This window comes from Actinokineospora sp. NPDC004072, assembly GCF_053604195.1.
The window spans coordinates 1-25,876 of sequence record NZ_JBSGHB010000018.1; the positions used below are offsets into that span (position 1 = coordinate 1).

19 protein-coding genes are annotated in these 25,876 nt (G+C 73.5%); 12 read left to right on the forward strand and 7 right to left on the reverse strand.

The features are described 5' to 3' along the window. Positions 1 to 54 precede the first annotated feature (54 nt). The gene (locus ACWEPX_RS24970) at positions 55 to 1,293 is read right to left on the reverse strand and encodes an MFS transporter (protein WP_451899663.1); all 1,239 of its coding nucleotides are present in this window, start codon (positions 1,291 to 1,293) and stop codon (positions 55 to 57) included. Between the two features lie 70 nt (positions 1,294 to 1,363). Here ACWEPX_RS24970 and ACWEPX_RS24975 point away from each other — a divergent pair, with 70 nt between their 5' ends. The 3 genes from ACWEPX_RS24975 (at position 1,364) to ACWEPX_RS24985 (ending at position 4,561) form a co-directional block, all read left to right on the forward strand. After that, entirely contained in the window at positions 1,364 to 1,879 is a 516-nt protein-coding gene (locus ACWEPX_RS24975) for an ArsR/SmtB family transcription factor (protein WP_451899664.1), read from the forward strand. A gap of 194 nt (positions 1,880 to 2,073) precedes the next feature. Beyond that, positions 2,074 to 3,447 (forward strand): GTPase HflX, encoded by a 1,374-nt coding sequence (hflX, locus tag ACWEPX_RS24980; RefSeq protein ID WP_451899797.1) that lies wholly within the window; start codon positions 2,074 to 2,076, stop codon positions 3,445 to 3,447. Positions 3,448 to 3,535: 88 nt separating this feature from the next. Then, positions 3,536 to 4,561: a hypothetical protein gene (locus ACWEPX_RS24985; RefSeq protein ID WP_451899665.1), complete on the forward strand. Its 1,026-nt coding sequence runs from the start codon at positions 3,536 to 3,538 to the stop codon at positions 4,559 to 4,561. On the opposite strand, the gene lexA is transcribed toward ACWEPX_RS24985, so the two are convergent. Continuing rightward, the gene (lexA, locus tag ACWEPX_RS24990) at positions 4,558 to 5,298 is read right to left on the reverse strand and encodes a transcriptional repressor LexA (RefSeq protein ID WP_451899666.1); all 741 of its coding nucleotides are present in this window, start codon (positions 5,296 to 5,298) and stop codon (positions 4,558 to 4,560) included. The two genes, ACWEPX_RS24985 and lexA, sit on opposite strands and share 4 nt — an antisense overlap. 188 nt (positions 5,299 to 5,486) lie before the next feature. Between lexA and ACWEPX_RS24995 the strand changes: the two genes are divergently transcribed. The 4 genes from ACWEPX_RS24995 (at position 5,487) to ACWEPX_RS25010 (ending at position 10,743) form a co-directional block, all read left to right on the forward strand. Next, positions 5,487 to 5,915 carry a LysM peptidoglycan-binding domain-containing protein gene (locus ACWEPX_RS24995; protein ID WP_451899667.1) on the forward strand — a complete coding sequence of 143 codons (429 nt, stop codon included), beginning with the start codon at positions 5,487 to 5,489 and terminating at the stop codon, positions 5,913 to 5,915. Positions 5,916 to 6,330: 415 nt separating this feature from the next. Beyond that, positions 6,331 to 6,807, forward strand: coding sequence for a transcriptional regulator NrdR (nrdR, locus tag ACWEPX_RS25000; protein ID WP_451899668.1), 477 nt, complete (start codon positions 6,331 to 6,333; stop codon positions 6,805 to 6,807). 91 nt (positions 6,808 to 6,898) lie between these two features. Next, positions 6,899 to 9,691: a vitamin B12-dependent ribonucleotide reductase gene (locus ACWEPX_RS25005; protein ID WP_451899669.1), complete on the forward strand. Its 2,793-nt coding sequence runs from the start codon at positions 6,899 to 6,901 to the stop codon at positions 9,689 to 9,691. 128 nt (positions 9,692 to 9,819) lie between these two features. Further along, positions 9,820 to 10,743, forward strand: coding sequence for a neutral zinc metallopeptidase (locus ACWEPX_RS25010; RefSeq protein WP_451899670.1), 924 nt, complete (start codon positions 9,820 to 9,822; stop codon positions 10,741 to 10,743). On the opposite strand, the gene ACWEPX_RS25015 is transcribed toward ACWEPX_RS25010, so the two are convergent. Genes ACWEPX_RS25015 through ACWEPX_RS25030 form a run of 4 tightly spaced genes read right to left on the reverse strand, consistent with a single transcriptional unit; the run spans position 10,680 to position 17,570 of the window. Next, entirely contained in the window at positions 10,680 to 11,762 is a 1,083-nt protein-coding gene (locus ACWEPX_RS25015; protein WP_451899671.1) for a DUF2293 domain-containing protein, read from the reverse strand. The genes ACWEPX_RS25010 and ACWEPX_RS25015 overlap by 64 nt on opposite strands. Next, positions 11,759 to 12,571: an SWIM zinc finger family protein gene (locus ACWEPX_RS25020; protein WP_451899672.1), complete on the reverse strand. Its 813-nt coding sequence runs from the start codon at positions 12,569 to 12,571 to the stop codon at positions 11,759 to 11,761. Before ACWEPX_RS25020 ends, ACWEPX_RS25015 begins: the two co-directional genes overlap by 4 nt. Then, the gene (locus ACWEPX_RS25025) at positions 12,564 to 15,545 is read right to left on the reverse strand and encodes an SNF2-related protein (RefSeq protein ID WP_451899673.1); all 2,982 of its coding nucleotides are present in this window, start codon (positions 15,543 to 15,545) and stop codon (positions 12,564 to 12,566) included. Before ACWEPX_RS25025 ends, ACWEPX_RS25020 begins: the two co-directional genes overlap by 8 nt. Before the next feature lie 21 nt (positions 15,546 to 15,566). Next, a complete protein-coding gene (locus ACWEPX_RS25030; RefSeq protein WP_451899674.1) occupies positions 15,567 to 17,570 on the reverse strand; it encodes a prolyl oligopeptidase family serine peptidase in 2,004 nt (667 codons plus the stop codon). Positions 17,571 to 17,623: 53 nt separating this feature from the next. On the opposite strand from ACWEPX_RS25030, the gene ACWEPX_RS25035 reads away from it, so the two are divergent. Both ACWEPX_RS25035 and ACWEPX_RS25040 read left to right on the forward strand, forming a co-directional pair. After that, the gene (locus ACWEPX_RS25035) at positions 17,624 to 18,517 is read left to right on the forward strand and encodes an LLM class flavin-dependent oxidoreductase (RefSeq protein ID WP_451899675.1); all 894 of its coding nucleotides are present in this window, start codon (positions 17,624 to 17,626) and stop codon (positions 18,515 to 18,517) included. 72 nt (positions 18,518 to 18,589) lie between these two features. Next, on the forward strand, positions 18,590 to 20,056 hold the full coding sequence (locus ACWEPX_RS25040; protein ID WP_451899676.1) for an FG-GAP repeat domain-containing protein: 1,467 nt from the start codon (positions 18,590 to 18,592) through the stop codon (positions 20,054 to 20,056). On the opposite strand, the gene ACWEPX_RS25045 is transcribed toward ACWEPX_RS25040, so the two are convergent. Further along, on the reverse strand, positions 20,053 to 21,570 hold the full coding sequence (locus tag ACWEPX_RS25045; protein ID WP_451899677.1) for a mucoidy inhibitor MuiA family protein: 1,518 nt from the start codon (positions 21,568 to 21,570) through the stop codon (positions 20,053 to 20,055). The genes ACWEPX_RS25040 and ACWEPX_RS25045 overlap by 4 nt on opposite strands. A gap of 122 nt (positions 21,571 to 21,692) precedes the next feature. Here ACWEPX_RS25045 and ACWEPX_RS25050 point away from each other — a divergent pair, with 122 nt between their 5' ends. The 3 genes from ACWEPX_RS25050 (at position 21,693) to ACWEPX_RS25060 (ending at position 25,596) form a co-directional block, all read left to right on the forward strand. Next, positions 21,693 to 23,483 (forward strand): Xaa-Pro dipeptidyl-peptidase, encoded by a 1,791-nt coding sequence (locus ACWEPX_RS25050; protein WP_451899678.1) that lies wholly within the window; start codon positions 21,693 to 21,695, stop codon positions 23,481 to 23,483. Positions 23,484 to 23,590: 107 nt separating this feature from the next. Further along, positions 23,591 to 24,427, forward strand: coding sequence for a M23 family metallopeptidase (locus ACWEPX_RS25055; RefSeq protein ID WP_451899679.1), 837 nt, complete (start codon positions 23,591 to 23,593; stop codon positions 24,425 to 24,427). Between the two features lie 113 nt (positions 24,428 to 24,540). Further along, the gene (locus tag ACWEPX_RS25060) at positions 24,541 to 25,596 is read left to right on the forward strand and encodes a DUF4192 domain-containing protein (RefSeq protein ID WP_451899680.1); all 1,056 of its coding nucleotides are present in this window, start codon (positions 24,541 to 24,543) and stop codon (positions 25,594 to 25,596) included. Positions 25,597 to 25,876 lie beyond the last annotated feature (280 nt).

Genomic DNA, 25,876 nt, shown 5'->3' on the forward strand with positions numbered 1-25,876 from the left:
TCCTGCCCCTGCCTGGCCAGCACCACGGGCACGGTGTCGCCCGGCCGGGGGGCGCTAGGCGACCGGTTCTGCGGCGGGGAGGTCGCGCAGGGTGCGTAGGGGGGACAGGAGCAGCCAGAGGGCGGCCAGGCCGCAGCCCGAGGCCGCGACCCAGAGCGTCGGGCGCAGGTCGATCAGCTCGCCCAGGGTGCCGCCGAGCAGGCCGCCGACCGGGATCGCGCCCCAGACGAGGAAGCGGACGCTGGCGTTCATCCGGCCGAGCAGGTGGTCCGGGCAGATCATCTGGCGGAAGCTGACCTGGGCGACGTTGTAGATCACCGCGCCGATCGACACGGCGAAGTTGCCCGCCACGGCGACGACCAGCAGCCAGCCGGGGGCGGCCAGCGGGAGCAGCAGGGCGAACGGCACGCACGCCAGCTGCACCACCCAGATCGCGCGGGCCTGGCCGATCGCGCGGCTGACCCGGGCGGCCACCAGCGCGCCCAGGATGCCGCCGATGCCCGCGATCCCCATGACGACGCCGACCACGCCCGCGCTCAAGCCGACCTCGGTCACCAGGAACAGGATCAGCACCGCGTTCTGCACGCCGCCGAACAGGTTCCACGTCGCCGTGCAGGCAACGATGGGGCGCAGGTAGCGGTTGCGGAGGACGAACATCAGGCCCTCCATCACCTCCGCGCGCAGGTTGCGCTGCTGAGGGCGGACGGGCTCGGGTTCGACGGCATCGATGCGGCTGAGGAACAGCGCCGAGGACAGGTACCCGACCGCCGTGGTGAGCAGCGCCGTCGCCGCGCCGAGGAACTGGGCCAGGCCGCCGCCCAGCGCCGGGCCGGAGACGTGCGCGACGGAGTGGCTGGCCTGGAGCTTCGCGTTGCCCTCGACCAGGTGCTGCCTGCCGACCAGCGACGGCAGGTACGACTGGTAGCCCACGTCGAAGAACACCGTGCACGTGCCGACCAGCAGCGCGACCACCACCAGCTGGGTGAACGTGAGCAGCCCCAGCCACCAGGCCAGCGGCACCGTCGCCAGCAGGGCCGCCCGCGCGAGGTCCATCCTGATCATCAGCGGCTTGCGCCGCACCCGGTCCACCCACGCGCCCGCGGGCAGCCCGAGCAGCAGGAACGCCGCGTGCTCCGCGGCGGTCAGCAGGCCCATCTGGAAGGCCGTCGCGTTGAGCAGGCCCACCGCCAGCAGGGGCAGCACGACCAGGCCGACGTTGGTGCCCAGCTGGGCGATCGTGTCCCCGGCCCACAGCCTGCGGAAGTCGGTGTGGTGACGCAGCGTGCCTGCCATGCGCGGGATCATCCACCCACTGATTGGAATCTGTCAATCACTTTGCCCCGCCGCCGTAGAGTGGGCAACCGTGAGCGAACAGCAGCCCGCCCGCACGCCCCCGACCCCGGTCGACGTGGCCGCGCTCGGCTCGGCCGTGCGGCTGCGGATCATCCGGCTGACCCACCAGCGGCCGCTGACCAACCGGGAGATCGCCGACCACCTCGGCCGCGATCCGGCGACCACGCTCCACCACGTGCGCAAACTGGTCGACGCCGGATTCCTGGAAGCGCTGCCGGTGCGCCGCGGGAACCGGGGCGCGCGGGAAATCCCGTACCGCTCGACCGGCCGCTCCTGGCAGATCGACCAGCCGGGCCGGGGCAACCGGGACGTCGCCGAGGCGGTGCTGCAGGCCTACCTCGCCGAGGTCGGCGAGATCGACTTCGCCGACCTGCAGCAATCGCGCCTGGTCGTGCAGGTCGACGAGGCGGGCAGGGCGGAGCTGATGCAGCGCATCCAGGACGTGCTGGACGACTTCGCCGCGCGCCCGCTGGAACCGGGCCAACCGCGCACGGCGATCTACGTGTCGTTCTACCCCGGGGAATAAATCGGTCGTAATAGGCGTCATGCCGTGCGACTATGGAAACAACAACGCCGGAACAGACCGGCGTCGACCGCGAAGGACGTGTTCACCTAGTGACAGAGGAATTCATTCAGCCAGACGACGGTGACTTCCGCGGAGACTTCCGCAACGGTGGCTTCCCGAACGGCCAGGCTGACCTCTCCCTCGGTGAACTCGAACTGGAGGAGCGGTCGTCGCTGCGCCGCGTCGCCGGGCTGTCCACCGAGCTGGAGGACATCACCGAGGTCGAGTACCGCCAGCTCCGCCTGGAGCGGGTCGTGCTCGTCGGGGTGTGGACCGAGGGCACCGCGCTGGAGTCGGAGGCGTCGCTGGCCGAGCTGGCCCGCCTCGCCGAGACCGCGGGCTCCCAGGTCCTCGAAGGGCTCGTGCAGCGGCGCGACAAGCCGGACCCGGCCACCTACATCGGCTCGGGCAAGGTCCGCGAGCTCAGCGACATCGTGGCCGCGACCGGCGCCGACACGGTGATCTGCGACGGCGAGCTCTCGCCGTCCCAGCTCCAGCAGCTGGAGGCGCGGCTCAAGGTCAAGGTCATCGACCGCACGGCGCTGATCCTGGACATCTTCGCCCAGCACGCCCGCTCCAAGGAGGGCAAGACCCAGGTCGAGCTGGCCCAGCTGCAGTACCTGCTGCCCAGGCTGCGCGGCTGGGGCCAGACGCTGTCCCGCCAGGCCGGTGGCCGCGCGGGCGGGGCCAGCGGCGGCGTGGGCCTGCGCGGTCCCGGTGAGACCAAGCTGGAGACCGACCGCAGGCGCATCCACGCCCGCATCGCCAAGCTCCGCCGCGAGATCAAGGGCATGGGCACGGTCCGGGCGACCAAGCGCGGCCGCCGCGTCGCCAACGCGGTGCCCAGCGTGGCCATCGCCGGCTACACCAACGCGGGCAAGTCCAGCCTGCTCAACGCGCTGACCGGCGCGGGTGTGCTGGTGGAGGACGCGCTGTTCGCCACCCTCGACGCGACCACCCGGCGCGCCGAGACCCCGGACGGGCGCACCTACACGCTGACCGACACCGTCGGCTTCGTGCGGCACCTGCCGCACCAGCTGGTGGAGGCGTTCCGCACCACGCTGGACGAGGTCGCCGACGCCGACCTCGTGCTGCACGTGGTCGACGGCTCCGACCCGATGCCGGAGTGGCAGATCAACGCGGTGCGCGAGGTCCTCGGCGAGATCGGGCGCAAGCACGACACGCCGATGCCGCCGGAGCTGGTGGTGGTCAACAAGACCGACACCGCGGGCGACCTGGCCATCGCCCGGCTGCGGCACCTCATCCCGGGCGCGGTGTTCGTCTCCGCGCACACCGGGGCGGGCGTGGCCGAGCTGCGCGAGCGGATCGCCGAGCTGCTGCCCCGGCCCGACCGCGAGCTGGACGTGCTCGTCCCGTACGAGCGCGGCGAGCTGGTGGCCCGCATCCACCGCGAGGGCGAGGTGCTCTCCACCGAGCACACCGAGGTCGGCACGCACGTGCGGGCCCGGGTCAACCCCGACCTCGCGGGCGCGCTCGCGGCCTACGCCGTGGACCGCTCGGCCGTCTGATCCCCTGCTGCGCCGCGGGCCCCCGGGAGACCTCCCGGGGGCCCGCGGCGCTTCCGGCTACCGTGGTGGCGAACAGGGGAGGTGGCGGGTGCGGGTTGTGCTGACCGCGGCGCTCATGGGGGCGATGACCGTCTTGGGCGCGCCCGCCCAGGCCGAAGACCGGTGCGTGCTGTCCGATGAGCGCTTGGCTGAGGTGTCCGGTGCGGCGGCCGATGGCGAGCACTGGTACGTCGTCAACGACGGCGGTCGCACGTCGACCGTCTACGTGCTCAACCGCGACTGCTCGGTCGCCGACGTCATCTCCGGCCCCACCGACCCCTACGACGTCGAGGACCTGGCCCGCGCCGCCGACGGCACGCTGTGGCTGGCCGACACCGGCGACAACAAGCAGGCCCGCGAGACCGTCGCGCTCATCTCGCTGACCCCGGCGGGCAAGTCGACCGTCCACCGGCTGACCTATCCGGACGGTCCGAAGGACACCGAGGCGCTGCTGCTCTCCCGCGACGGCGTGCCCCACCTGGTGACCAAGAACCCCTTCGGCACCGCGGGCATCTACCGGCCCGTGCGCGCCCTCAGCAGCCCCGGGCCGACGCCGATGGAGCAGGTCGGCTCGATCACCCTGCGGTCCACCGACACCCCGGGCGGGCCGGTGCCCACGGCGGTGGGCTCGGTGGTGGTGACCGGGGGAGCGGTGAGTCCGGACGGGACGCTCGTCGCGCTGCGCACCTACACCGACGCCTACGTGTACGCCGCCCCGGACGGGGACGTGCTCGCCGCGCTCAAGCGGGAGCCGGTCCGCGTCCCGCTGCCGGACGAGCCGCAGGGCGAGGCGATCGCCATCGAGCCGGACGGCACGCTGGTGTCCTTCTCCGAGGGCGTGGGGACCGCGGTGCGGACGTTCTCCAGGGTGACCCCGGCGGCCGAGCAGCCGACGGCAGCCGGGCAGCCGACGGGCACGGCCGCGCCGGAGCCGGAGCGCGCGCCGGAGCCGACCGGCGCCCCCGAGGTCGAGGACGACGGCCTGGCGACCATCCCCGCGATCGGCGTCACCGCCGTCGCGGTGGGGGCCCTGCTGCTGCTCATGCACCGCAGGGCCACCCGCAAGCAGCGCTAGAGGCGCCGCAGCACCGCCACGACCTTGCCCAGGATCGTCGCCTCGTCGCCCGGGATGGGCTCGTAGGCGTCGTTCTGCGGCAGCAGCCAGGCGTGCCCGTCGCGCAGCTTGAACGTCTTCACCGTGGCCTCGCCGTCGATCATGGCGGCCACGATGTCGCCGTTGTCGGCCGTGGGCTGCTGGCGCACGACCACCCAGTCGTCGTTGGCGATGGCCGCGTCGATCATCGAGTCGCCCGCGACCTTGAGCATGAACAGCGAGCCCTCGCCGACCAGCTCCTTGGGCAGCGGGAAGACCTCCTCGATGGCCTGCTCGGCGAGGATGGGCCCACCGGCGGCGATGCGGCCGACCACGGGCACGTACGCAGGCGCTGGGCCGCGGTCGGTCTCGGCGGGCTCGTCGCCGCGCAGCTGGGCCGGGGGGGCGTCGGCGGGCAGCACGCCGATCGCGCGCGGGCGGTTCGGGTCGCGGCGCAGGTAGCCCTTCTCCTCCAGGGCGCGCAGCTGGTAGGCCACCGACGAGGTGGAGGTCAGCCCCACCGCCTCGCCTATCTCGCGCACGCTGGGGGGGTAGCCGAAGCGCTGCACCCAGGACCGGATGACCTCCAGCACCTGGCGCTGGCGAAGCGGGAGTTCAGCGCTTTCCGAATCCGGCTCGGGGAACTTGCGCACCGTGCCGCGCACCGCGGGCTTGCGCTTCGGGGTGTCTGCGGGGGTGCGTCCGTTCGTGCCTGCCACTGCGCTGTCCTCCAGGTTGTGCCGGGGGCCGCCCCGGCGATCTTGTCCTGAGTCGACGGTAGTCCTCCGACCTGCGGAGATCAAACACCTGTTCGAGCGACACGCCGAGCAGGTCTGGAATTCCGCGGCCCCCAGGTGGTACACATTCGCACGGACGTTCGATCGAACGGGAGTTCGAGGAGGTTGTCATGGCGGCGACGCTGACCACCACCGGCGCCCCGGCGCAGCACCCGGCCCCGACGCGCCGCGCGGGGGGCGGGCTGCGGCCGCCGACCCGGCGGCGCCTGGTCGGCGCCCCGCACGTCGTGGCTGCGGCCGAGTGTCCGCCGCGCCGCTCATCCATGCCGGTCACGGCGCTGGTCGTGGTCGCGGCGGCGGTCGCCGCGCTGGTCTTCGGCTTCGGCCTGTACGCCGGTTCGCTGGCCGATTCGACCGTCCCGAGCACGACGGCCGTCGTGTACGTCGCACCCGGTGAGTCGCTCTCGGACATCGCCGCGCGCACCGCGCCGGGCAGCGACACCGCCGCCGTCGTGGACCGCATCCGCGACCTCAACGGCCTCGCCGACGCCGGGGTGGTCCCCGGTCAGCCGCTCGTGGTGCCGGTCGCCCGCCGCTGAATTGTTACCCGAATCACACCGCTGACCCGACCGCGGTCTCCCTGGCGCGCGCCGACCCCGCCCGCCGCCTGGCCGGCGTGCCGATCTCCCGGTCAGGGCATACTCGCGCGGGTCCGCGCGTTGGCCTTATAGCACGTTCTTCGACCGTGCTTGACCCGAACGTGTGACCCTGCGTGTCACCCGGATGCTTCTGCGCATTTCCGCTGGTCGCGGCGGCGACACGCCGGGCCGCCCCCCGAGTTGCCAACATGTGCCCATCGGGCATAGGTTCAACCCCAACATCTAGGGGTTACGCCGTTGTAGTTTGTCCACAGGTTGGGGTCGGTTATCCACCCCGCCCCCGGGTGTTGTCCACACATTGATCACCATGCGTGGTCGCCGGATGCGCCGACCGAGTGGCGAGGAGGAGTCGGATATGCGGTGTCCGTTCTGCAGGCACCCGGACTCCCGGGTCGTCGACTCGCGCGAGGTCGACGAGGGCCAGGTCATCCGCAGGCGGCGGTCCTGCGCGGCGTGCAGCCGCCGGTTCACCACCGTCGAGGAGGCGGTCCTGGCCGTCGTCAAGCGCTCCGGCGTCACCGAGCCGTTCAGCCGGGAGAAGGTCGTGCGCGGCGTGCGCAGGGCCTGCCAGGGCAGGCCGGTGGACGAGGACCAGCTCAAGCAGCTCGCCCAGAAGGTGGAGGAGACCATCCGCGCGACCGGGCCCGCCGAGGTGCCCAGCCACGAGGTGGGCCTGGCCATCCTGGGGCCGCTGCGCGAGCTGGACGAGGTCGCCTACCTGCGGTTCGCATCGGTGTACCGGAGCTTTTCCTCCGTAGAGGACTTCGAGAAGGAGATCGCCGACCTGCGCGCCGTGATGGCGCGCGAGGCGGCGCGGGGTGATGGCGAGTAAGGGTCGACGGCCCCAGCGCGGGGCGCACAAGCAGACGAGACCGCATCGGACGGGGAGCCCGGACGTGGCCACAGTTCACGAGGGAGTTGTCATGACCGAGACCGTGGGGACGCCTGCGGACACAGCACGGCCGGGGCTGCGCGTGCGCCGGGTCTACACGACCGAGGGGGTGCACCCCTACGACGAGGTGACCTGGGAGCACCGCGACGTCGTGATGACCAACTGGCGCGACGGCTCGGTCAACTTCGAGCAGCGCGGCGTCGAGTTCCCCGACTTCTGGTCGGTCAACGCGACCAACATCGTCACCAGCAAGTACTTCCGCGGCGCCGTCGGCACCCCGACCCGCGAGCACTCGCTGCGGCAGCTCATCGACCGCGTCGTGCTGTCCTACACCGCCGCGGGCGTCAAGCACGGCTACTTCGCCACCCCGGCCGACGCCGAGGTGTTCGAGCACGAGCTGACCTGGATGCTGCTGCACCAGGTGTTCAGCTTCAACTCCCCGGTGTGGTTCAACGTCGGCACCAGCTCCCCGCAGCAGGTCTCGGCCTGCTTCATCCTGGCCGTCGACGACACGATGGACTCGATCCTCAACTGGTACAAGGAAGAGGGTCTGATCTTCAAGGGCGGCTCGGGCGCGGGCCTCAACCTCTCCCGCATCCGCTCCTCCAAGGAGCTGCTCTCCTCCGGCGGCACCGCGTCCGGCCCGGTGTCGTTCATGCGCGGGGCGGACGCCTCCGCGGGCACCATCAAGTCCGGCGGGGCGACCCGGCGCGCGGCCAAGATGGTCGTGCTCGACGTCGACCACCCCGACGTCGAGGAGTTCATCGAGACCAAGGCGCGCGAGGAGGAGAAGATCCGCGTCCTGCGCGACGCGGGCTTCGACATGGACCTCGGCGGGTCCGACATCACCTCGGTCCAGTACCAGAACGCCAACAACTCCGTGCGGGTCTCCGACGAGTTCATGCACGCGGTGGAGTCCGGCGGCGACTTCGGGCTGCGGTCGCGCACCACCGGCGAGGTCATCGAGCGGGTCGACGCCAAGGCCCTGTTCGGCAAGCTGGCCAAGGCCGCGTGGGAGTGCGCCGACCCCGGCATCCAGTACGACGACACGATCAACGACTGGCACACCTGCCCGGAGTCCGGCCGCATCACCGCGTCCAACCCGTGCAGCGAGTACATGCACCTGGACAACTCCAGCTGCAACCTCGCGTCGCTGAACCTGATGAAGTTCCTCGGCGACGACGGCTCCTTCGACGCCGAGACCTTCGTCAAGGCCGTCGAGCTGGTCATCACCGCGATGGACATCTCCATCTGCTTCGCCGACTTCCCGACCGAGCCGATCGCCGAGACCACGCGCAAGTTCCGCCAGCTGGGCATCGGCTACGCCAACATCGGCGCGCTGCTGATGGCCACCGGGCACGCCTACGACTCCGACGGCGGCCGCGCGCTCGCCGCGGCGATCACCTCGCTGATGACCGGCACCGCCTACCGGCGCTCCGCCGAGCTGGCCGGGGTAGTCGGGCCCTACGAGGGCTACGCCCGCAACGCCGAGGGCCACCAGCGGGTCATGCGCAAGCACGCCGCGGCCAACGACCTGGTCCGCACCTACCACAAGACCGACGCCGCCGTGCACCGCGTGGCGACCCGGGAGTGGCAGGCCGCGCTGGAGATCGGCGGCCGCAACGGCTGGCGCAACGCCCAGGCCAGCGTGCTCGCCCCGACCGGCACCATCGGCCTGATGATGGACTGCGACACCACCGGCATCGAGCCCGACCTGGCGCTGGTCAAGTTCAAGAAGCTGGTCGGCGGCGGCTCCATGCAGATCGTCAACCAGACCGTGCCGCGCGCCCTGGCCGCGCTGGGCTACCAGGACGAGCAGGTCGAGGCGATCGTGGAGTACATCGCCGAGCACGGCCACGTCGTCGACGCCCCCGGGCTGCGGACCGAGCACTACGAGGTCTTCGACTGCGCGATGGGCGAGCGCTCCATCGCCCCGATGGGCCACGTGCGGATGATGGCCGCGGTGCAGCCGTTCATCTCCGGCGCGATCTCCAAGACGGTCAACATGCCGGAGTCGGCGACCGTCGAGGAGGTCGAGGAGATCTACTTCCAGGGCTGGAAGCTGGGCCTGAAGGCGCTGGCGATCTACCGCGACAACTGCAAGGTCGGCCAGCCGCTGTCGGCGGGCAAGGGCGCCAAGGGCGCGGCCGAGCCGGAGAAGGTCGTCGAGTACCGTCCGGTGCGCAAGCGCCTGCCGAAGAAGCGCCCCTCGCAGACGGTCTCGTTCACCGTCGGCGGCGCGGAGGGCTACCTGCACGCGGGCTCCTACCCCGACGACGGCCTCGGCGAGATCTTCGTCAAGCTGGGCAAGCAGGGCTCCACCCTGGCCGGGGTGATGGACGCCTTCTCCATGTCGATCTCGGTCGGCCTGCAGTACGGCATCCCGCTGGAGTTCTACGTCTCGAAGTTCCAGAACCTGCGCTTCGAGCCCGCGGGCATGACCGACGACCCGGACGTCCGCATCGCCACCAGCGTGCTGGACTACCTGTTCCGCCGCCTCGCGCTGGACTACCTGCCCTACGACAAGCGCGCCCAGCTCGGCATCTTCACCGCCGAGGAGCGCGCGGCGCAGGTGGCCAACGACTACTCCGGACAGTCCGATGTGGACCTGGAGGGGCTGCGCACGACGGTCGACGCCACCCCGCGCGCAGCGATCGAGTCCGCGGCCCCGGCCGCGGAGGCGCACAGCTCCACCGAGCTGCTGGAGCTGCACCTGGGCAAGGCGGCCGACGCCCCGCTGTGCATGACCTGCGGCACGAAGATGCGCCCGGCCGGGTCCTGCTACGTCTGCGAGGGCTGCGGCTCCACCTCGGGCTGCAGCTGATCTGACCGACGGCGAGCCGGGACCCCGCGCGGGGTCCCGGCTCGCCGCGTTTGTCGCGCCTCGCGGCCGCTACCGCATTTCGACGCCAGAACCTAGTAGTATCCCCGGATCGGGCGTGGGGGTGAGGGATGGGCGGACCGGACGGGTGGAACCCGCTTGCGCCCGTGCAGGTCGCCGAGGCGGCGCCGCAGCGGCGGAACTCGCCGTTCGCGCTGCTGGCGATCTTCGCGATGGTGCTGGTCGGCGTCCTGGTCATCGGGGTGGTGGGCCGCGCGGCGTCGGGCGGGTTCACCACCGTTGTCGAGGGGTACGCCAGCTCGGTCGACGGGCAGGCCGTGCCGAAGGAGGGGCAGGCGCAGGCCACCCTCGACGCCATCGCGCGCAACCCGATCCTGCGGCCCGGGCGCGCGCTGGCGCAGGTCACCTGCGAGCTGCCGGAGCTGCGGACCGACCCCGATGGCCTCGCCGAGTACTACCGCCGGATCATCGCCTGCCTGGACGCGGCGTGGACCGAGCCGATGGAGGCGGCGGGCAAGCGGTTGCGCACCCCGGAGCTGACCGTCGAGGACAGCCCCGACGGCGAGTGCGGGTTCGCCCCCGACGAGGAGGACGCCGTCGCCTTCTACTGCGCCAGCGACGAGGTCATCTCCATGCCGCGCTCGCGGCTGCTGGACGACGCCGCCGACGATGCGGGCCTGCACCTGGCCGTGCTGGCGCACGAGTACGGCCACCACATCCAGGCGCTCTCGGGCATCCTCGGCACCGCGGGCAGGCGCGAGCGGGCGGCGGGCGATGACGAGGAGCTGGAGCTGTCGCGGCGGGTCGAGCTGCAGGCAAACTGCTTCGCCGGGCTGTTCATCGCCGCGGCCAAGGACCGCGGGGACATCGACGGCGACCTCGCCGACGCCGCCGTGGCCGGGTTCGCCTACGTCGAGGACTCCGACAGCCACGGCAGCGCCAACAACCAGCTCCTGTGGGCGAAGGCGGGCTACGCGGGGGAGTCGACCGCCGACTGCGACACCTGGTCGGCCGCGCCGTCCTCGGTCGCCTGACGCCAGCGCCGCAGCACGGCGTCCACCGCATCCCGGATGCGCTCGCGGGCGACCGCGCGCGGCACCCCGGCCATGAGCAGGGCGTCGTAGTCGGTCTCCTCGTGCCGGATCGCGGCGACGACGGCCAGGGTGACGGCGTGCTCGTCGAGCGCGCGGCCCGCCGCGGAGCGGCCCACCCGCCCGCTGCTGCGGACGCCGGCGTGCTCGGCGATCGCCCGCGCCCGGTCGGCGGCCAGGCCGGGGAACAGCTCCGCGATCCGCTCGGCGAAGGCCGCGGTGAACACCAGGTCCTGCTGCTCGCGCCGCGCGCGGTCGCGCACGCGCCTGCGCTCGCGGGCGTCCTCGTCGGCCAGGCAGCGCTCCTCGGCGGCCTCCAGCGCGGCCCGCTCGACCAGCGTGCCGCAGCGGATGAAGCGCTTGCGCGGCTTGTGCCAGGTCATCACCACCGCGGCCAGCCCGCTGGCGGCGCGGGCCCGCCGGGTCAGCGCGGCGTCCCCGGAGGGCAGGAAGACCAGGTGGTCCATGTCCGCGCAGGTGAGGCAGACCGGCCGGTCGTCCTCGACGAAGTGCAGCTCGCCGGGCTCGCGGCACAGCGCGCAGCGCCACGGCTTGTCCGGCCGCAGCGCGACCGGGTCCGGCACCGCCTTGGCCTTGGCCTCGATGCGGGCCCGCCGCGCGGGGGAGAGCCCGGGGTCGGTCCAGTGCGTGCGGAAGGCAAGGTCGTCGTCGCCGAAGCGCAACGGCTGCCCGCCCAGGGTGGCGGCGATGTAGTCCACTCGGGACGCTTCGAGCCCGCGCCCGAGCGCCCACTCGCGCAGCAGCCCCAGCGCCTCGGCGAGCCGTTCCGGCGGCACCGCGGCCGCGGCGTCCAGCCGGGGCACCCGCCCCTGCCGCCACGACTCCACCGTCCGCGCCGACAGCCAGCCCAGCCCGGTGAGCACGTCCACCGGTGCGACGGTCCCCTTGCGCCGCACCAGTTCCTCCGCGACCGCGCGCACGCGCGTCGACAGCGCCGTCACGCCTCCTCCGCGAACGCCCGGTAGGCGGGCCGCAGGTACTCCGCCAGCGGCCTGCCGCGCAGCATCACCGGCAGCGGGTCGAGCCGGTCGAGCACCGCCCCCGGCTCCGCAGGCGCCGACGGCGGCAGCGCGGGCGCCACCGGCCCGGAGGCCCAGAACGCGGCCGGGTCGGCGGGAAGGGGGTCGGCCGCCGGTTCGACCGCGGCCGGGCCACCGCGCCGGGCGCGCAGGCTCGCCAGCAGCTCGTCGCGCGAGCGCCCGCGCCAGGCCAGGATCTCGAACGGGTCGGTGTCGAAGGACTCGGCGAGCAGGTAGCACGTCGCCGCCAGGTGCTTGCACGGGACTTCCCAGTCCGGGCACGAGCACTCCATCGACAGCTCGGCGAAGGAGTTCGGGAACAGCCGCAGCCCGACGGCCTCGAACACCTCCTCGATCCCGGTCGGCATCTCCCCGGCCAGCAGCTTGGCCAGGTACAGCGCCCGGCCCGCAAGCGCTTGCTCCACCTGCGCCCACTGGTCGGCGGTGAACGACTTGACGCCGATCTTGACCCGGTACGGCGCGGGCCGCGAGCCCTGCACGGTCGCCACGACGATGCTCGGCGAGAGCGCCATGCTCACCACCTGCCCCTGCCGGGCGTAGCGCTTGCCGCGCTCCAGCCGCCCGCCGAGGCCCAGCTCCTCCAGCACCTCGATGAACCGCCGCGACCACCAGGTGCGCGCGATGTCGCCGCGGGTGCTGCGGGCGCGCAGCCCGTTCTCGACCTTGATGGTGCGGCTGGGCGCGTCGCGCCACCACTCGTCGTCACTCAATGACGGCCTCCGCGGACAGCGCGACGACCTCGCGCAGCTCGTCGGTGGACAGCTCGGTCAGCCAGTCCTCGCCGGTGCCCACGGCCAGCCGCGCGAGCGCCTTCTTGCGCTCGATCATGGCGTCGATCTTCTCCTCCAGCGTCCCGATGCACATCAGCTTGCGCACCTGCACGTCCCGGCGCTGCCCGATGCGGAAGGCGCGGTCGGTCGCCTGGTCCTCCACCGCTGGGTTCCACCAGCGGTCCAGATGGATGACGTGGTTGGCCGCCGTCAGCGTCAGGCCGGTGCCGCCCGCCTTGAGCGACAGCAGGAAGATCGACGGCCCGTCGCCGGACTGGAACCGCTCGACCATCGCGTCCCGGCGCGCCTTGGGCACCCCGCCGTGCAGGAACAGCACCTCGGTGTCGAAGCGCGCGGCCAGGTGCGGCACCAGCATCCCGCCGAAGGCGGCGAACTGGGTGAAGACCAGCGCCTTGTCGCCGTCGGCGAGCACCTCCTCCAGCGTCTCCTCCAGCCGGGCGAGCTTGCCCGAGCGCCCGGCGATGCGCGAGCCGTCGCCGAGGTACTGCGCGGGGTGGTTGCAGACCTGCTTGAGCCGGGTGATCGCGGCGAGCACCAAGCCCTTGCGCTGCACGCCTTCGGTGTCGTCCACCTTGAGCAGCATGTCGTCCACCACGGCCTGGTACAGCGACGCCTGCTCGGCGGTGAGGTTGCACAGCTGCTTCATCTCGACCTTCTCGGGCAGGTCGCTGATGATCGCGGGGTCGGTCTTGACCCGCCGCAGCACGAACGGCCCGGTGACGCGGCGCAGCCGGGTGGCGGCGTCCTCGTCGTGGTAGCGCTCGATCGGCACCGCGAAGCGCGCGCGGAACCGGTGCACCGAGCCGAGCAGGCCGGGGTTGGCGAAGTCCATGATGGACCACAGCTCGGCCAGCCGGTTCTCCACCGGCGTGCCGGTCAGCGCGATCCGGTGCCGGGCGTCGATCGACCGCGCGGCCCGGGACTGCCGCGACGCGCTGTTCTTGATGTTCTGCGCCTCGTCGAGCACCACCCGGTCCCACTCGCGCTCGGCGAACTTGGCGCTGTCGCGGGCGAGCAGGTTGTAGGTGGTGATCACCAGGTCGGCGTCGGCCTCGGCCAGGCTGCCGCGGTCGCTGCCGTGGTGGACGTGCACGCGCAGCTCGGGGGCGAACTTGGCGGCCTCCCGCTGCCAGTTGCCCACCAGCGACATCGGGCACACCAGCAGCGTCGGCGGCCGCTGCGCGTCGGCCCGCGCCAGCGCCTCCAGCGCCAGCAACTGCACGGTCTTGCCCAGGCCCATGTCGTCGGCCAGGCAGGCGCCCATGCCCAGCCGGTCGAGGAAGGCCAGCCAGGCCAGCCCGCGCTCCTGGTACGGCCGCAGGTCCGCGCCGAAGCCCGGCGGCGCCTTCACCGGTTCGAGCCGGGCCTCCATCCGGCCGTTGAGCAGGTCGGCCAGCCAGCCGTCGCCGTCGATGCCGACGACCGGCGCGGGCAGCAGCGGGTCGTCCGGGGGCAGCGCGGCCAGCGCCATGATGTTGCCCGCGCTGGTGCTGCCCTCGGCCGAGCGCTTGATGAACTCCAGCCCCGCGGCCAGCCTGCGCTGGTCGAGGTGCACCCACCGGCCGCGCACGCGCACCAGCGGCACCTTGGCCTCGGCCAGCGCCGCCAGCTCGGCCGAGGTGAGCGTGGAGTCGCCGACCGCCATGTCCCAGCGGTACTCGATCAGCTCGTCCTTGCCCATGCCGCTCTTGCCCGAGACCACGCCGGGGGTGCCCGGGCTGCTGGTCGTCAGCTTGAGCCCGACCTCGGCGGCGGCCGTCTGCCACCAGGAGGGCAGCAGCACGCCGAACCCGGCCTGGTCCAGCTCGGGGGCGCGCAGCAGGAACCGGTGCGCGCCCGCGGTGTCCAGGGCCAGGCCGGTCGGGTGGGTGTCGTGCAGCGCGCCGTCGATCTCCGGGACGATCCGGCCCGCCCGGCCCAGCTCGGCCAGCAGCAGGTCGGCGGGCTGGGCGACCCAGCGGCGCAGCACGTTCGGCCCGCCGCTCCAGACCTGCTCGGCGGTGACGAGGACGCTGGGGTCGTCGGCGGCCTGGAGCAGGAACTCCACGGCCCAGGTGTCGTCGTCGCCGACCGGGGAGTGCAGCCGGAAGCAGGCGCGCACCGGGCCGTCGTGGGCGGCGCTGGCCCGCCAGGTGTCCAGCGCGCTCGCCAGCCGCTCGGTGGGCAGCGCGGGCGTGCCCAGGCGCGGGTCGCCGGACAGGCCGCTGAGCAGCGCGTGCGCCACCGCGGCCGACTGGTCGCCGACCAGGCCGCCGGGGGCGAGGTCCAGCTCGCCCAGCCGCTGCCGGGCGATGGCGTCGACCAGCGTGTCCAGCACCGCGGTCAGCACCGCGGCCGCGGGCAGGCCGTCGGCGCCCGCCTGCTGGGCGCGCAGCGCGGGCGGCATCGACTCGCGCAGCCGGGCCAGCCGGGCGGCGTCGGCCCCGGTGGGGGCGGGCCGCCAGCGGGCCTCGCCCGCCGGGGTCACCGCGGGCAGCACCCGGCCCCGGCCGACCAGGTCCTCGGCGAACTCGCGCAGGGCGATCAGGAACCGCGCGCTCGCGCCGAGGCGGACCTCACCTGCGTCGGGCACCGCCGCCGTGGTCGCCAGCCCGCTGACCAGCCACGGCCGCAGCTTCACCGCACCCCGCGGCGCGCCCGCGGCGGCCAGCGGGTCGCGCACCAGCTCCGGCGAGGGCACCGGGGCCGACGGGTGCGACGGCAGCAGCGCGCGCACCGACACCGCCGTCCCCGGCACGCCCAGGCGCTCGGCCAGCTCGGCCCCGGGGACGGCGAACGGGTGCTCGGCCGGTCCGCGCGCGGCCCGGCCCGGTCGGCGGTCGGGCCGCGCGGAGTCCTCGGCCCAGAGCACGACCTGGCCGTCGGCAGTGCCGAGGCAGTGCAACGCCAACACGCCGCTGACTGTACCCAGCGGCTACGACAGCGAACGCAGCAGGAACTCCCACGCCAGCGCGGACATGAAGGCGCGCTGGGCGTTGTCGGCCGCCGCGCCGTGGCCGCCTTCGATGTTCTCGTAGTACAGCGGGGTGTGGCCCTGCTCGCGCATGCGCGCGGCCATCTTGCGGGCGTGGCCCGGGTGCACGCGGTCGTCGCGGGTGGAGGTGACGAACAGCACCGGCGGGTACTCGCGTCCACTTTGGACCAAGTGGTAGGGCGAGTAGTGCTGGATGTAGGCCCAGTCCGCCGGGTCGTCGGGGTCGCCCCACTCGGCCATCCACGACGCGCCCGCCAGCAGCACGTGGTAGCGGCTCATGTCCAGCAGCGGGACCTGGCAGACCACCGCGCTGAACAGCTCCGGGTAGCGGGTCAGCATGACGCCCGCGAGCAGGCCGCCGTTGCTGCCGCCCTGCATCGCCAGCTTGCCGGGCGGGGTGATGCCCCGGGCCAGCAGGTCGCGGGCCACCGAGGAGAAGTCCTCGTAGGCGCGCATCCGGTTCTCCCGCAGCGCCGCCCGGTGCCACTCCGGCCCGTACTCGCCGCCGCCGCGGATGTTGGCCACGACGTACGTCCCGCCGCGGGCCAGCCACGCCCGTCCCATGCCCGCGTTGTACGACGGCGTGAGCGCGATCTCGAAGCCGCCGTAGCCGTAGAGCAGGGTCGGGCCGGGGGTGCCGTCGGAGACGACGAAGTAGGGGACCTTCGTGCCGTCGTCGGAGGTGGCGAAGTGCTGCTCGACGGTCAGCCCCTCGGTGTCGAACAGCGCGGGCGCCTGCTTGACGACCTCGGCCGTGCCGCCGACCGTGCCGTGGATCAGCGTGGTCGGCTGCAAGTACCCGCTGGAGTCGAGGAAGTACTCGTCGTCGCTGTCGGGGTCGGTGTCGACGATGTGCGCCGAGCCGACCTCGGGCGCGCCGGGCAGCTCCGAGCGCGTCCAGTCGCCCGGCGTCACCACCTCCAGCCGGGTCTTGACGTCGCGCAGCTCGGTGAGGATCAGGTGGTTCCTGGTCCACGACCAGCCCTGCAGCGAGGTGTGCGCGTCCGGCTCGAAGACCACCACGAGGTCGCGGCCGCCGTCGAGGAAGGCGTCGAAGTCGGTGGCCAGCAGCGCGCCCGCCGGGTAGGTCGTGCCGCCGACGGTCCAGGCCGTGCGCAGGTGGATGAGCATCCACTCGCGGTGCACGGAGGTCGTCGCGTCGTCGGGCACGTCGATGCGCACGAGGTCGCCGTTGGGCTTGAGCAGGAACTCCTCGGTGGAGAAGAACCCGGGGGAGCGGCCGACGAAGTCGCGGACGAAGCCGGGGGTGTGGTCGCGGTAGGCGAACGCGCTGACGTCCTCGGGCTTGCCCTCGAACACCACCTCGGCCTGCTCCAGCGGCGTGCCGCGGCGCCAGCGCTTCATCACCCGGGCGTAGCCGGACGTGGTGAGCGAGCCCTCGCCGAAGTCGGTGCCGACGAAGATGTGGTCGGCGTCGATCCAGCCGACCCGGGTCTTGGCCTCGGGGAGGGTGAAGCCGTCGGCGACGAACTCGCGGGTGCGCAGGTCGAACTCGCGCACCACGGTGGCGTCCGCACCGCCGCGGGACAGCTCGACCAGGGCCAGGTGGAAGTCCGGGCGCAGCACCGCGGCGCCCTTCCACACCCAGTTCTCGCCCTCGGCCCGGCCCAGGGCGTCGACGTCGAGCAGCACCTCCCACTCCGGGGAATCGGTGCGGAAGGACTCCGGCGTGGTGCGCCGCCACACCCCGCGCGGGTTGGCGGCGTCCTGCCAGAAGTTGTAGAGGTGGGCGCCGCGCCTGCGCGGGTAGGGGATCCGGTCGTCGGCGTCGAGCACCTCCCGGATCTCCCGCTCGATCGCGGCGAACCGCGCGCCGCCGGTCAGCTCCGCCGCGGTCTCGGCGTTGCGCTCGCGGACCCAGGCCAGGGCGTCGGTGTCGGTCACACCCTCCAGCCAGAGGTAGGGGTCGTCCGTGTTCGTCATGCCCGCCAGTGTGCCATCGGCGCGCTGACCAGCGCGGGGGTAGCGTGGCGGCCGTGCAGATCGGTTTCGCCGCGCCCGTGTCGGGCTCCTGGGCCACCCCCGACAACCTCGCCCGGGTCGCGGCCCGGGCCGAGGAGCTGGGCTACCGCTCGCTGTGGACCTTCCAGCGCCTGCTCTCCCCGCCCGGGGGCGAGTGGGGGCCGATGTACCGCAGCGTGCTCGACCCGGTGTCGGTGATCGCCTACCTCGCCGCGCTGACCACCCGGGTCCGGCTGGGCGTGGCCGTGGTGAACCTGCCGTTCTTCGCCCCGCCGCTGCTGGCCAAGCAGCTGGGCACGCTCGACGTGCTCAGCGGCGGCAGGCTCGACGCGGGCCTGGGCATCGGGTGGGCCGACGAGGAGTACGTCGCCGTCGGGGCCGACCGCAGGGCCCGCGGCAGGCGCGCGGAGGAGTACCTGCCGCTGCTGCGCCGGTTCTGGACCGAGGACGTGGTCGAGCACGCGGGCGAGTTCTACACCGTCCCGCCCACCAGCATGGCCCCGCGGCCGGTGCAGCCGGGCGGGCCGCCGATCCTGCTCGGCGGCACCGCCGAGGCCGCGCTGCGCCGGGCGGGCCGGATGGCCGAGGGCTGGGTGAGCAGCAGCCGCGCCGACCTGACCGAGATCGGCGCGTCCATCGGCGTGGTGCGGGCGGCGGCCGCCGCGGCCGGGCGCGACCCGGACGCGCTGCGGATGGTGTGCCGCGGCGTCGTCGTGGTGGGGGAGCGGACCAAGCCGCTGACCGGCTCGCTGGAGCAGATCCGGGCCGACTTCGCCGACCTGGCCGCCCAAGGGGTCACCGAGGTGTTCGTCGACCTCAACTTCGACCCGGCCATCGGCTCCCCGGACGCCGACCCGGCCGAGTCGATGCGCCGCGCCGAGGACGTGCTGGCCGCGCTCGCGCCGTGATCCACCCGATCGGCCTAGAAACCCCGCTGCGCCGCGCGCGACCCCTCCAGGGGACTCGCAGGGAGGTCGCGGATGCGCCGCTGGGTGCTGGTGGGGTGCGGGATCGCGGTGGTCGCCGTGGTCGGGCCGTCGGCATCGGCCGCGCCCCCGCCCGCCCGGTTCGCGGGGGCGGTGGACCACCGCACGGGCAGCAACCCCTTCCGCGTCGCCGTCGGTGACCTCGACGCCGACGGCGACCTCGACGCGGTGACCGCCGACGCGAGCGCGGGCACGGTGTCGGTCCTGGTCAACACCGGTTCCGGGATGGCGCCCGCGGTGTCCTACCCGGCGGGGCGCAGCCTGTCCGACGTGGCTGTGGCCGAGGTGACCGGGGACGGCAGGCTCGACGTGCTGGCCACCGACAACGTGAGCAGCGTGGTCGTGGTGCTGCGGGGCAACGGCGACGGCACGCTGGGCGCCCGCCGCGAGTCCGCGAGCGGGCCGCTGCCCCAGGGGCTGGCCGTGGGCGACGTCACCGGCGACGGGCGCGCCGACGCGGTGACCGCCAACGTCGGCACCGCGACGGTCTCGGTGCTCGCGGGCCGCGGCGACGGGACGTTCGCCGCCCCGGCGCACCACGCGGTCGCGGGCACGTCGTTCGGGGTGGTCATCGCCCGTCTGGACGGCGACCAGACGCCGGACCTGGCCGTGGCCAACGTCAGCACGGCCACCGTGTCGGTGCTGCGGGGCACCGGCGGCGGCCAGTTCGCCCGGTACTCGGCTGCGTCCGTGGGTGCGCAGCCGTTCGCCGTCGCCGCGGCCGACCTCGACGCCGACGGCCGGACCGACCTGGTGACGGCGGACGCCGCCGCGGGCGCGTCCGTGCTGCGGGGCCGCGGCGACGGCACCTTCGCCCCCCGCGTCGCCTACCCGGTCGGGCAGTCGCCGCGCGGGCTCGACATCGCCGACCTCAACGGCGACCGCCGCCCCGACGTCGCGGTCGCCAACGCCGGGTCGGGCTCGGTGTCGGTGCTGGTGGGCGTCGGCGACGGCACGCTGACCGCCCGCGCCGACCTCCCCGCGGGTCCGGGCGCCCAGGGCGTGCGGGCGGCCGACGTCACCGGGGACGGGGTAGTCGACATCCTGGTCGCCAACTCCGCGGCCAACCACGTCTCGATCCTGCGCAACACCAGCGAGGTGCGCGCGGACCTGCGGGTCGGGCTGACCGCCAGCGGATCGGTCACCTTCACCCTCTCCGCCACCGCCGACGGCCCCTTCACCGCAGCCCGCCTGCGCCTGACCTACCCGTCCTTCCTGCGCTCCCCCGTAGCCGCAGGCTGCACCACCGACACCACGACCCGCACGGTGACCTGCGACCTCCCCGCACTGCCCAGCGGCTCGACCACCACCCGCACGGTCCGCCTGTCCCCAGCCCTCCTGGCCTCCGGCACCGGCGACGTCGTCCTCACCCGCATCAGCTCGACCCCAGCCGACGCCGACCCCGCCAACGACACCGCCCGCATCACCTGCCGAGCCCTGCTCGGCGGCGTGACCTGCTAGTCGCGCCAGCCTGCGAGGTTGACGCCCTTGGCGACGTCGACGCGCACGGCCAGGTCGAGTTGGGCCGATGCGCCCGGGGCCAGGTCCAGGCGCCAGGTGAGGCGGCCGAGGTCGTCGCGTTCGGCGGGGTCGGGGGTGGTGGTCACGTCGCGGACGGTGACGGACTCGTGGCGGGAGACCGGCACCTGGTCGACCACGGCGATCCGGGCCTGCCGGGGGCCGTGGTTGGCCACGGTCGTGCGGTAGGCGGCCTCCAGCCGCCGGGTGCTGCCGAGGACGGCCTTGCCGGTCGAGCGGCGGACCAGCTCGCGCTCGACCCGCACGCGGTCGTCCACGCCGAGCGCCAGCTCCAGCTCCTCGCCCGGCGCCCAGGCGTCGAGCTGGGTCACCCCGACGTACTCCGCGTCGTGGAAGAGGGCGGCGCGGCCCGGGCGCAGGGTGTGCTCGCTGGTGTTGACCGCCGTTGCCCGCAGGAAGACCTCCGGGCCCTGCACGGGCGCGGTCACGTGGTCGACCCGCGCGTCCAGGTCGAGGACGGCCACCGTGGCCCGGTGCGCGGCTCCGTCGGCGGGCACCGCGACCGGGCGGCGCGTGCGGTAGGTGTTCGCCGTCGTGCCGTGCTCCACGACCGCGGTGTCGGCGGCGATCTCGGCCGCCATGCCCCTGGCCGTGCCGTACGCGGCGGGGGCGGGCAGCGCCGCGGCGGCCATCGGGACCACGGGGCTGAGCACGTCGAGGTACCAGGGGTCCAGCTCGGGCACGGCCACCCCGGCGGCGGGCCGGGCGGTGGACAGGGCCAGCTCGCACTCCGGCCAGTCCTCCCCGGAGCGCTGCTCGACCAGCGCGAACCAGGTCACCGTCAGCCGCTCGCCTGCGAGCCGCACGTCGTAGCGGGACTCCCAGCCCGCGCCGTCGACGACGTAGGACACCTCCAGGTCGACCTCGCCCTCGCCGGACAGGTCGACCGCGACCGCGACCAGGTCCGGGTCGGCGGTGCGCTCGGCCAGCTGCCGCTCGACCTCGGCCCGCTCGGCCAGCACCCGCTCCCTGGTCAGCACCAGCTCGCGCCGCTCGGCGAGCACCCCGGCCAGCTCCCCCGCCAGGCCCTCGCCCGCGGCGGCCACCCGCGCCGCGTCCGCCTCGCCGCGGGCCAGCGCCTGGGCCAGCGCGGAGGTGGACCGGCGCGCGACCCCGGTCAGCAGGTCGACCCGGGTGGCGAGCGCGGTGTCGGTGTCGTCGATCTCGGCCAGCGCGGCGTCCAGCGCGTCGGCCCGCTCCCGCAGGTCGGGCGCGGTCGTCGGGCGGGCGTGGCGCTCGGGGGCGACGTCGACGCCCAGCACGGTGGCCGCGCCTGCGCCCGCCACCCGCACCGAGTCGGGCTGCAGCAGCGCGGGCAGGCCGGGGACCAGCACCCGGGCGTCGCCGCCGGGCAGCACCACCCGGCCGCGGCGGGTGACCCGGGCCTGTCCCGGGTAGACGGTCACGGCGGTGATGGGGGCGTCGAGTCGGATCACACCTGCGAGGCTACCCGGTCCGGTGGTCCTCTGTGGACCATCCGGTCGGAGCATTGACAGCGGCGGCCGCCGAACGTGAGGGTCAGGTCGATCCTGTCGTACCCTGCCGACCTGGAGCCCCCATGAGACGCGCGCGATCCGCCGTCATCGCCGCCCTGGTGTGCCTGCCCCTGGCGCCCGCCACCGCCCACGCCGACCCGCCCGCCCCCGTCTTCGTCGACGGCCAGGCACAGCCCGTGTTCAGCCCGACCGACGTCGTGCGCGAGTCGCTGTGGGTCACCGCGCCCGTGGACAGCGACCGCGACGGGCGCCGCGACCGGGTCTACGTCGAGGTCGTCCGGCCCCGCGCGACCGAGGCGGGGATGCGCGTCCCCGTCGTCTACCAGGCCAGTCCCTACTACTCCGGGGGCAACGACGTCCCCAACCACAACGTCGACGTCGAACTGCACGTGCCCGGCAGGCCGCACCCGCACGCCGGCGGCGGCGCGGGCCGCGCGGCAGGCGGGCCGAGCCCGGCGATCACGTGGCGCTACGAGCAGTACTTCACCGCGCGCGGCTTCGCCGTCGTCTACGCCGAGTCGCTCGGCACCGGCCGATCGACCGGTTGCCCCACGACGGGTGGCCGCAACGAGACGATCGGCGCGCGATCCGTCGTGGACTGGCTGAACGGGCGCGCCCGCGGCGAGGACGCGGCAGGCGCAGCGGTCACCGCCGGGTGGAGCACCGGCAAGGTCGGCATGATGGGCGTGTCGTACAACGGCACCCTGCCCAACGCCGTCGCCTCGACGGGGGTCGACGGGTTGGAGACGATCGTGCCGATCGCGGCCATCTCCAGCTGGTACGACTACTACCGCCACGACGGCGCGGTCGTCGCCGCGGGCGGCTTCCAGGGCGAGGACGCCGACGTGCTCGCCGAGTACGTCCACACGCGGGCCGACCGCGCGGTGTGCCGCCCGGTGATCGACGCGCTGGGGGTCGCGCAGGACCGGGTCACCGGCGACTACAGCCGATTCTGGGACGAGCGCAACTACCTCAACGACGTGCACAAGGTCAAGGCGTCCGTGCTGGCCGTGCACGGGCTCAACGACTGGAACGTCAAGATGGGGCAGGTCGCGCAGTGGTACGACGCGCTCAAGCGGCACCGCGTCGAGCACCGCATCTGGCTGCACCAGGGCGCCCACTCCGATCCGTACACCATCAACCGCGACCCGTGGCTGGTGCTGCTGAACCGGTGGATGTCGCACTACCTCTACGGCGTCGACAACGGCGTGGAGCGGGAGAACAAGGCCACCATCCAGCGCGAGGACCGCACGTGGGCGGAGGAGGCCGACTGGCCCGCGCCGGGGACGCGGCCGGTGACCCTGCACCCGACCGCGGGCGGCGACACCACGGGTGGCCTGGCGCTGCGCAAGGGCAAGGGCCGGGAGACCGTGGTGGACGACGCGACCAAGCGCGCCGAGGACCTCGCCGCCGCGGCCACCTCCCCGCACCGGCTCGCCTACGCCACCGGTGGCCTGGCCGCGGACCTGCGGATCAGCGGGACCGTGCACGCGGACCTGCGGCTGTCGTTCAGCCGACCTGCGGCCAACGTGACCGCGCTGCTGGTCGACCGCGCGCCCGACGGCACGGTCAAGGTGGTCACCCGCGGATGGGCCGACCCGCAGAACCGGCACTCGGAATGGCGGACATCTCCGATCAAACCGGGCCACGCCTACGACATCCGGGTGAACTTCATCCCCGATGACTACGTGTTCCGCGCCGGTCACAGCCTCGGCGTCGTTGTCCTGTCCAGCGACCGCGACTACACGCTGCGGCCCAGGCCAGGCGCGGAATTCACCGTCGACCTCGGGCGCAGCGGGATCGCGCTGCCGGTCGTCGGCGGCCGGGCGGCGCTGCTCGACGCCCTCGGTTGACCGTCTGGTTGGAAACAAGCCCACCGCCCGATTTCTTGGAAGGTCTTCCACTGAACGGGTGGTCCGTGGTCGGATCGGCTGTCTTCGCCGTTTCTCGGAGGTAGCTGATGAGCAGGCTGTTATCCATCGCGGGCGCAGTGGTCATCGCGGCGGCGGCCGTCCTCACCGGGACGGGCGTCGCCGCGGCGGCGCCCGCGTTCCAACTGCCCTTCCCGTGCGGGCAGGTCTGGTCCGGGCAGACCCGGACCAACCACAGCCCCGCCAACGCCATCGACTTCAACCGCGCCAACGACGACGGCGACCCGGTCGTCGCCAGCGCGGGCGGCCGGGTCGCCCGGGTGGAGAACACCGGGTCGACCAGCTACGGCCGGTGGATCGAGCTGGACCACGGCAACGGCTGGCGCAGCCGGTACGCCCACCTGTCCAGCCAGCGGGTCAGCGTCGGCCAGTCGGTCAGCCGGGGGCAGACGATCGGCACCGTCGGGACGACCGGGGGCTCGTCCGGGCCGCACCTGCACTTCGAGCAGCTCCTCAACGGGGTGCCGCAGAAGGTCGTGTTCAACGGCGCGCAGGCGTACTACTGGGGGACCAGGGACTACACCAGCCGGAACTGCTCCAGTGGCGGCAATCCGTACACCCCGGAGGAGGCCTGCGGCAGCGGGTACTCGGTGATCGACTCCGCGGCGCTGGGGACCGCTGGGCGGGTGTACCTGTTGTACAAGTCCGGGAACAACTGCGTGGTCACGATCAAGAACGTGTCCATCGGGACGCCGTCGGCGGTGTCGGCGTTCCTCGAAGTGCAGGGCGGCACGCGCACGACGGACTCGGGGTCGTTCTCCTACTACGCCGGGCCGGTGATCAAATCGGCGGCGGGCAAGTGCGTGAAGTGGGGCGGCTCGGTGGGGTCGACCTCGTACGCGAGCGGCTTCGAGCACTGCGGCTGAGCAGGATACCGGCCGGCCCGGTTCGCCGGGCCGGCCCATCCACAGGGGACGGTTGTCCACAGGCGGCGGGTTTGCCTTGGCAGGCTTGGGGTCCGGCTTGCCAGAGTGGAAGCATGACTACTGCACTCGACCCGGCCCTGCCCCTCGACGACGGCGGCGAGCTGGTGGCCGCGATCCCGCACCTGCTGGGCTTCCACCCCACCGACTCCCTCGTCCTGATCACCCTCGTCGACGCCGACGACGCGCGCATAGGCGCGGTCCTGCGGATCGACCTGCCACCCCAGCGCTACCGGGCGCAGGTGGCCGACCACATCGCCAAGCTGGCGGCGTCCCTCGGCGCCGAACGCGCCGTGGCCGTGGTGGTGGGCGGCTCCGGGAGCCCGCCGGACGCGCTGCCCCACCGTCCACTGGTGACGGAGCTGAACCGGGCCTTCGGCGAGGCGGGCGTGCCCGTCGCCCACACGGTGTGGGTGCCGGAGATCGAGCACGGCCTGCGGTGGTGCTGCTACAACCACCGCCGCTGCACCGGTTCGGTCCCCGACCCCGACACCTCGGCCCTCGGCGTCGGCATGCTCGTGCGCGGCGCGGTGAAGTACGCCAGCCGGGAAGCCCTGGCCGCCACCCTGGCCCCCGATCCCCCGGAAGTCCTCGACCACCGCGAACGCCTGATCGACGCCCGCACCGGCGAACTCCCCGATCAGTCCGTAGTGGACAAAGCCCTAGACCGCTTTGAACCCGTCGCCGACGACGACCCGATCGACCACTACGACGACATCGTCCTCGACATGTACCACGTCCACGCCCCACCGGCGACCGACCTGCCCGAACTGGACGACGCAACCCTCGTCGACCTGGCCACGGCCTTGTACGACACCGAGATCCGCGGCTACTGCCAACTCATCGCCCTGACCTCCCGAGCCCCCGCAGCCGAACGCCTCTGGACCTACCTCACCCGAGCCCTCCCCACCCCCGACCGCGCCGAACCAGCCTGCCTCCTGGCCGTCTCCGCCTACCTCCGCGGCAACGGCTCCCTAGCCCGCGTCGCCCTGGACGCAGCCCTGGCCGCCTGCCCCGGCCACACCCTGGCAGGCCTCCTCACCGCAGCCCTCGACGGCGCCATGACCCCCATGGAACTCCGCAACATCCTCCTCAAAGCAGGCGACCCCTGACCCCACCGTCCCAACCTGGCCACCGCCCCTCGCCCGGCAATGACCCCAACACCTCACCATCAGTCCGCTAGTGACGATCAGGGTGCCAACCCACCCACTGCTAGCGACCGGCCCGGCTCTGGTGGCGAGGTTCGGTGCTGGTGGCCGGTGTGCCGCTGGCGACCGGCCCGGCTCTGGTGGCGGGTTCGGTGCTGGTGGCCGGTGTGCCGCTGGCGACCGGCCCGGCTCTGGTGGCGAGGTTCGGTGCTGGTGGCCGGTGTGCCGCTGGCGACCGGTCCGG

Excerpts from the sequence above, each read along its gene's own strand:
- ACWEPX_RS24970 (WP_451899663.1), bottom strand. The coding sequence starts at position 1,293 with ATGGCAGGCACGCTGCGTCACCACACCGACTTCCGCAGGCTGTGGGCC.
- ACWEPX_RS24995 (WP_451899667.1), top strand. The coding sequence starts at position 5,487 with ATGGCGGCGACGCTGACCACCACCGGCGCCCCGGCGCAGCACCCGGCC.
- nrdR (WP_451899668.1), top strand. The coding sequence starts at position 6,331 with ATGCGGTGTCCGTTCTGCAGGCACCCGGACTCCCGGGTCGTCGACTCG.
- ACWEPX_RS25005 (WP_451899669.1), top strand. The coding sequence starts at position 6,899 with ATGACCGAGACCGTGGGGACGCCTGCGGACACAGCACGGCCGGGGCTG.
- ACWEPX_RS25010 (WP_451899670.1), top strand. The coding sequence starts at position 9,820 with ATGGGCGGACCGGACGGGTGGAACCCGCTTGCGCCCGTGCAGGTCGCC.
- ACWEPX_RS25030 (WP_451899674.1), bottom strand. The coding sequence starts at position 17,570 with ATGACGAACACGGACGACCCCTACCTCTGGCTGGAGGGTGTGACCGAC.
- ACWEPX_RS25040 (WP_451899676.1), top strand. The coding sequence starts at position 18,590 with ATGCGCCGCTGGGTGCTGGTGGGGTGCGGGATCGCGGTGGTCGCCGTG.
- ACWEPX_RS25050 (WP_451899678.1), top strand. The coding sequence starts at position 21,693 with ATGAGACGCGCGCGATCCGCCGTCATCGCCGCCCTGGTGTGCCTGCCC.
- ACWEPX_RS25055 (WP_451899679.1), top strand. The coding sequence starts at position 23,591 with ATGAGCAGGCTGTTATCCATCGCGGGCGCAGTGGTCATCGCGGCGGCG.
- ACWEPX_RS25060 (WP_451899680.1), top strand. The coding sequence starts at position 24,541 with ATGACTACTGCACTCGACCCGGCCCTGCCCCTCGACGACGGCGGCGAG.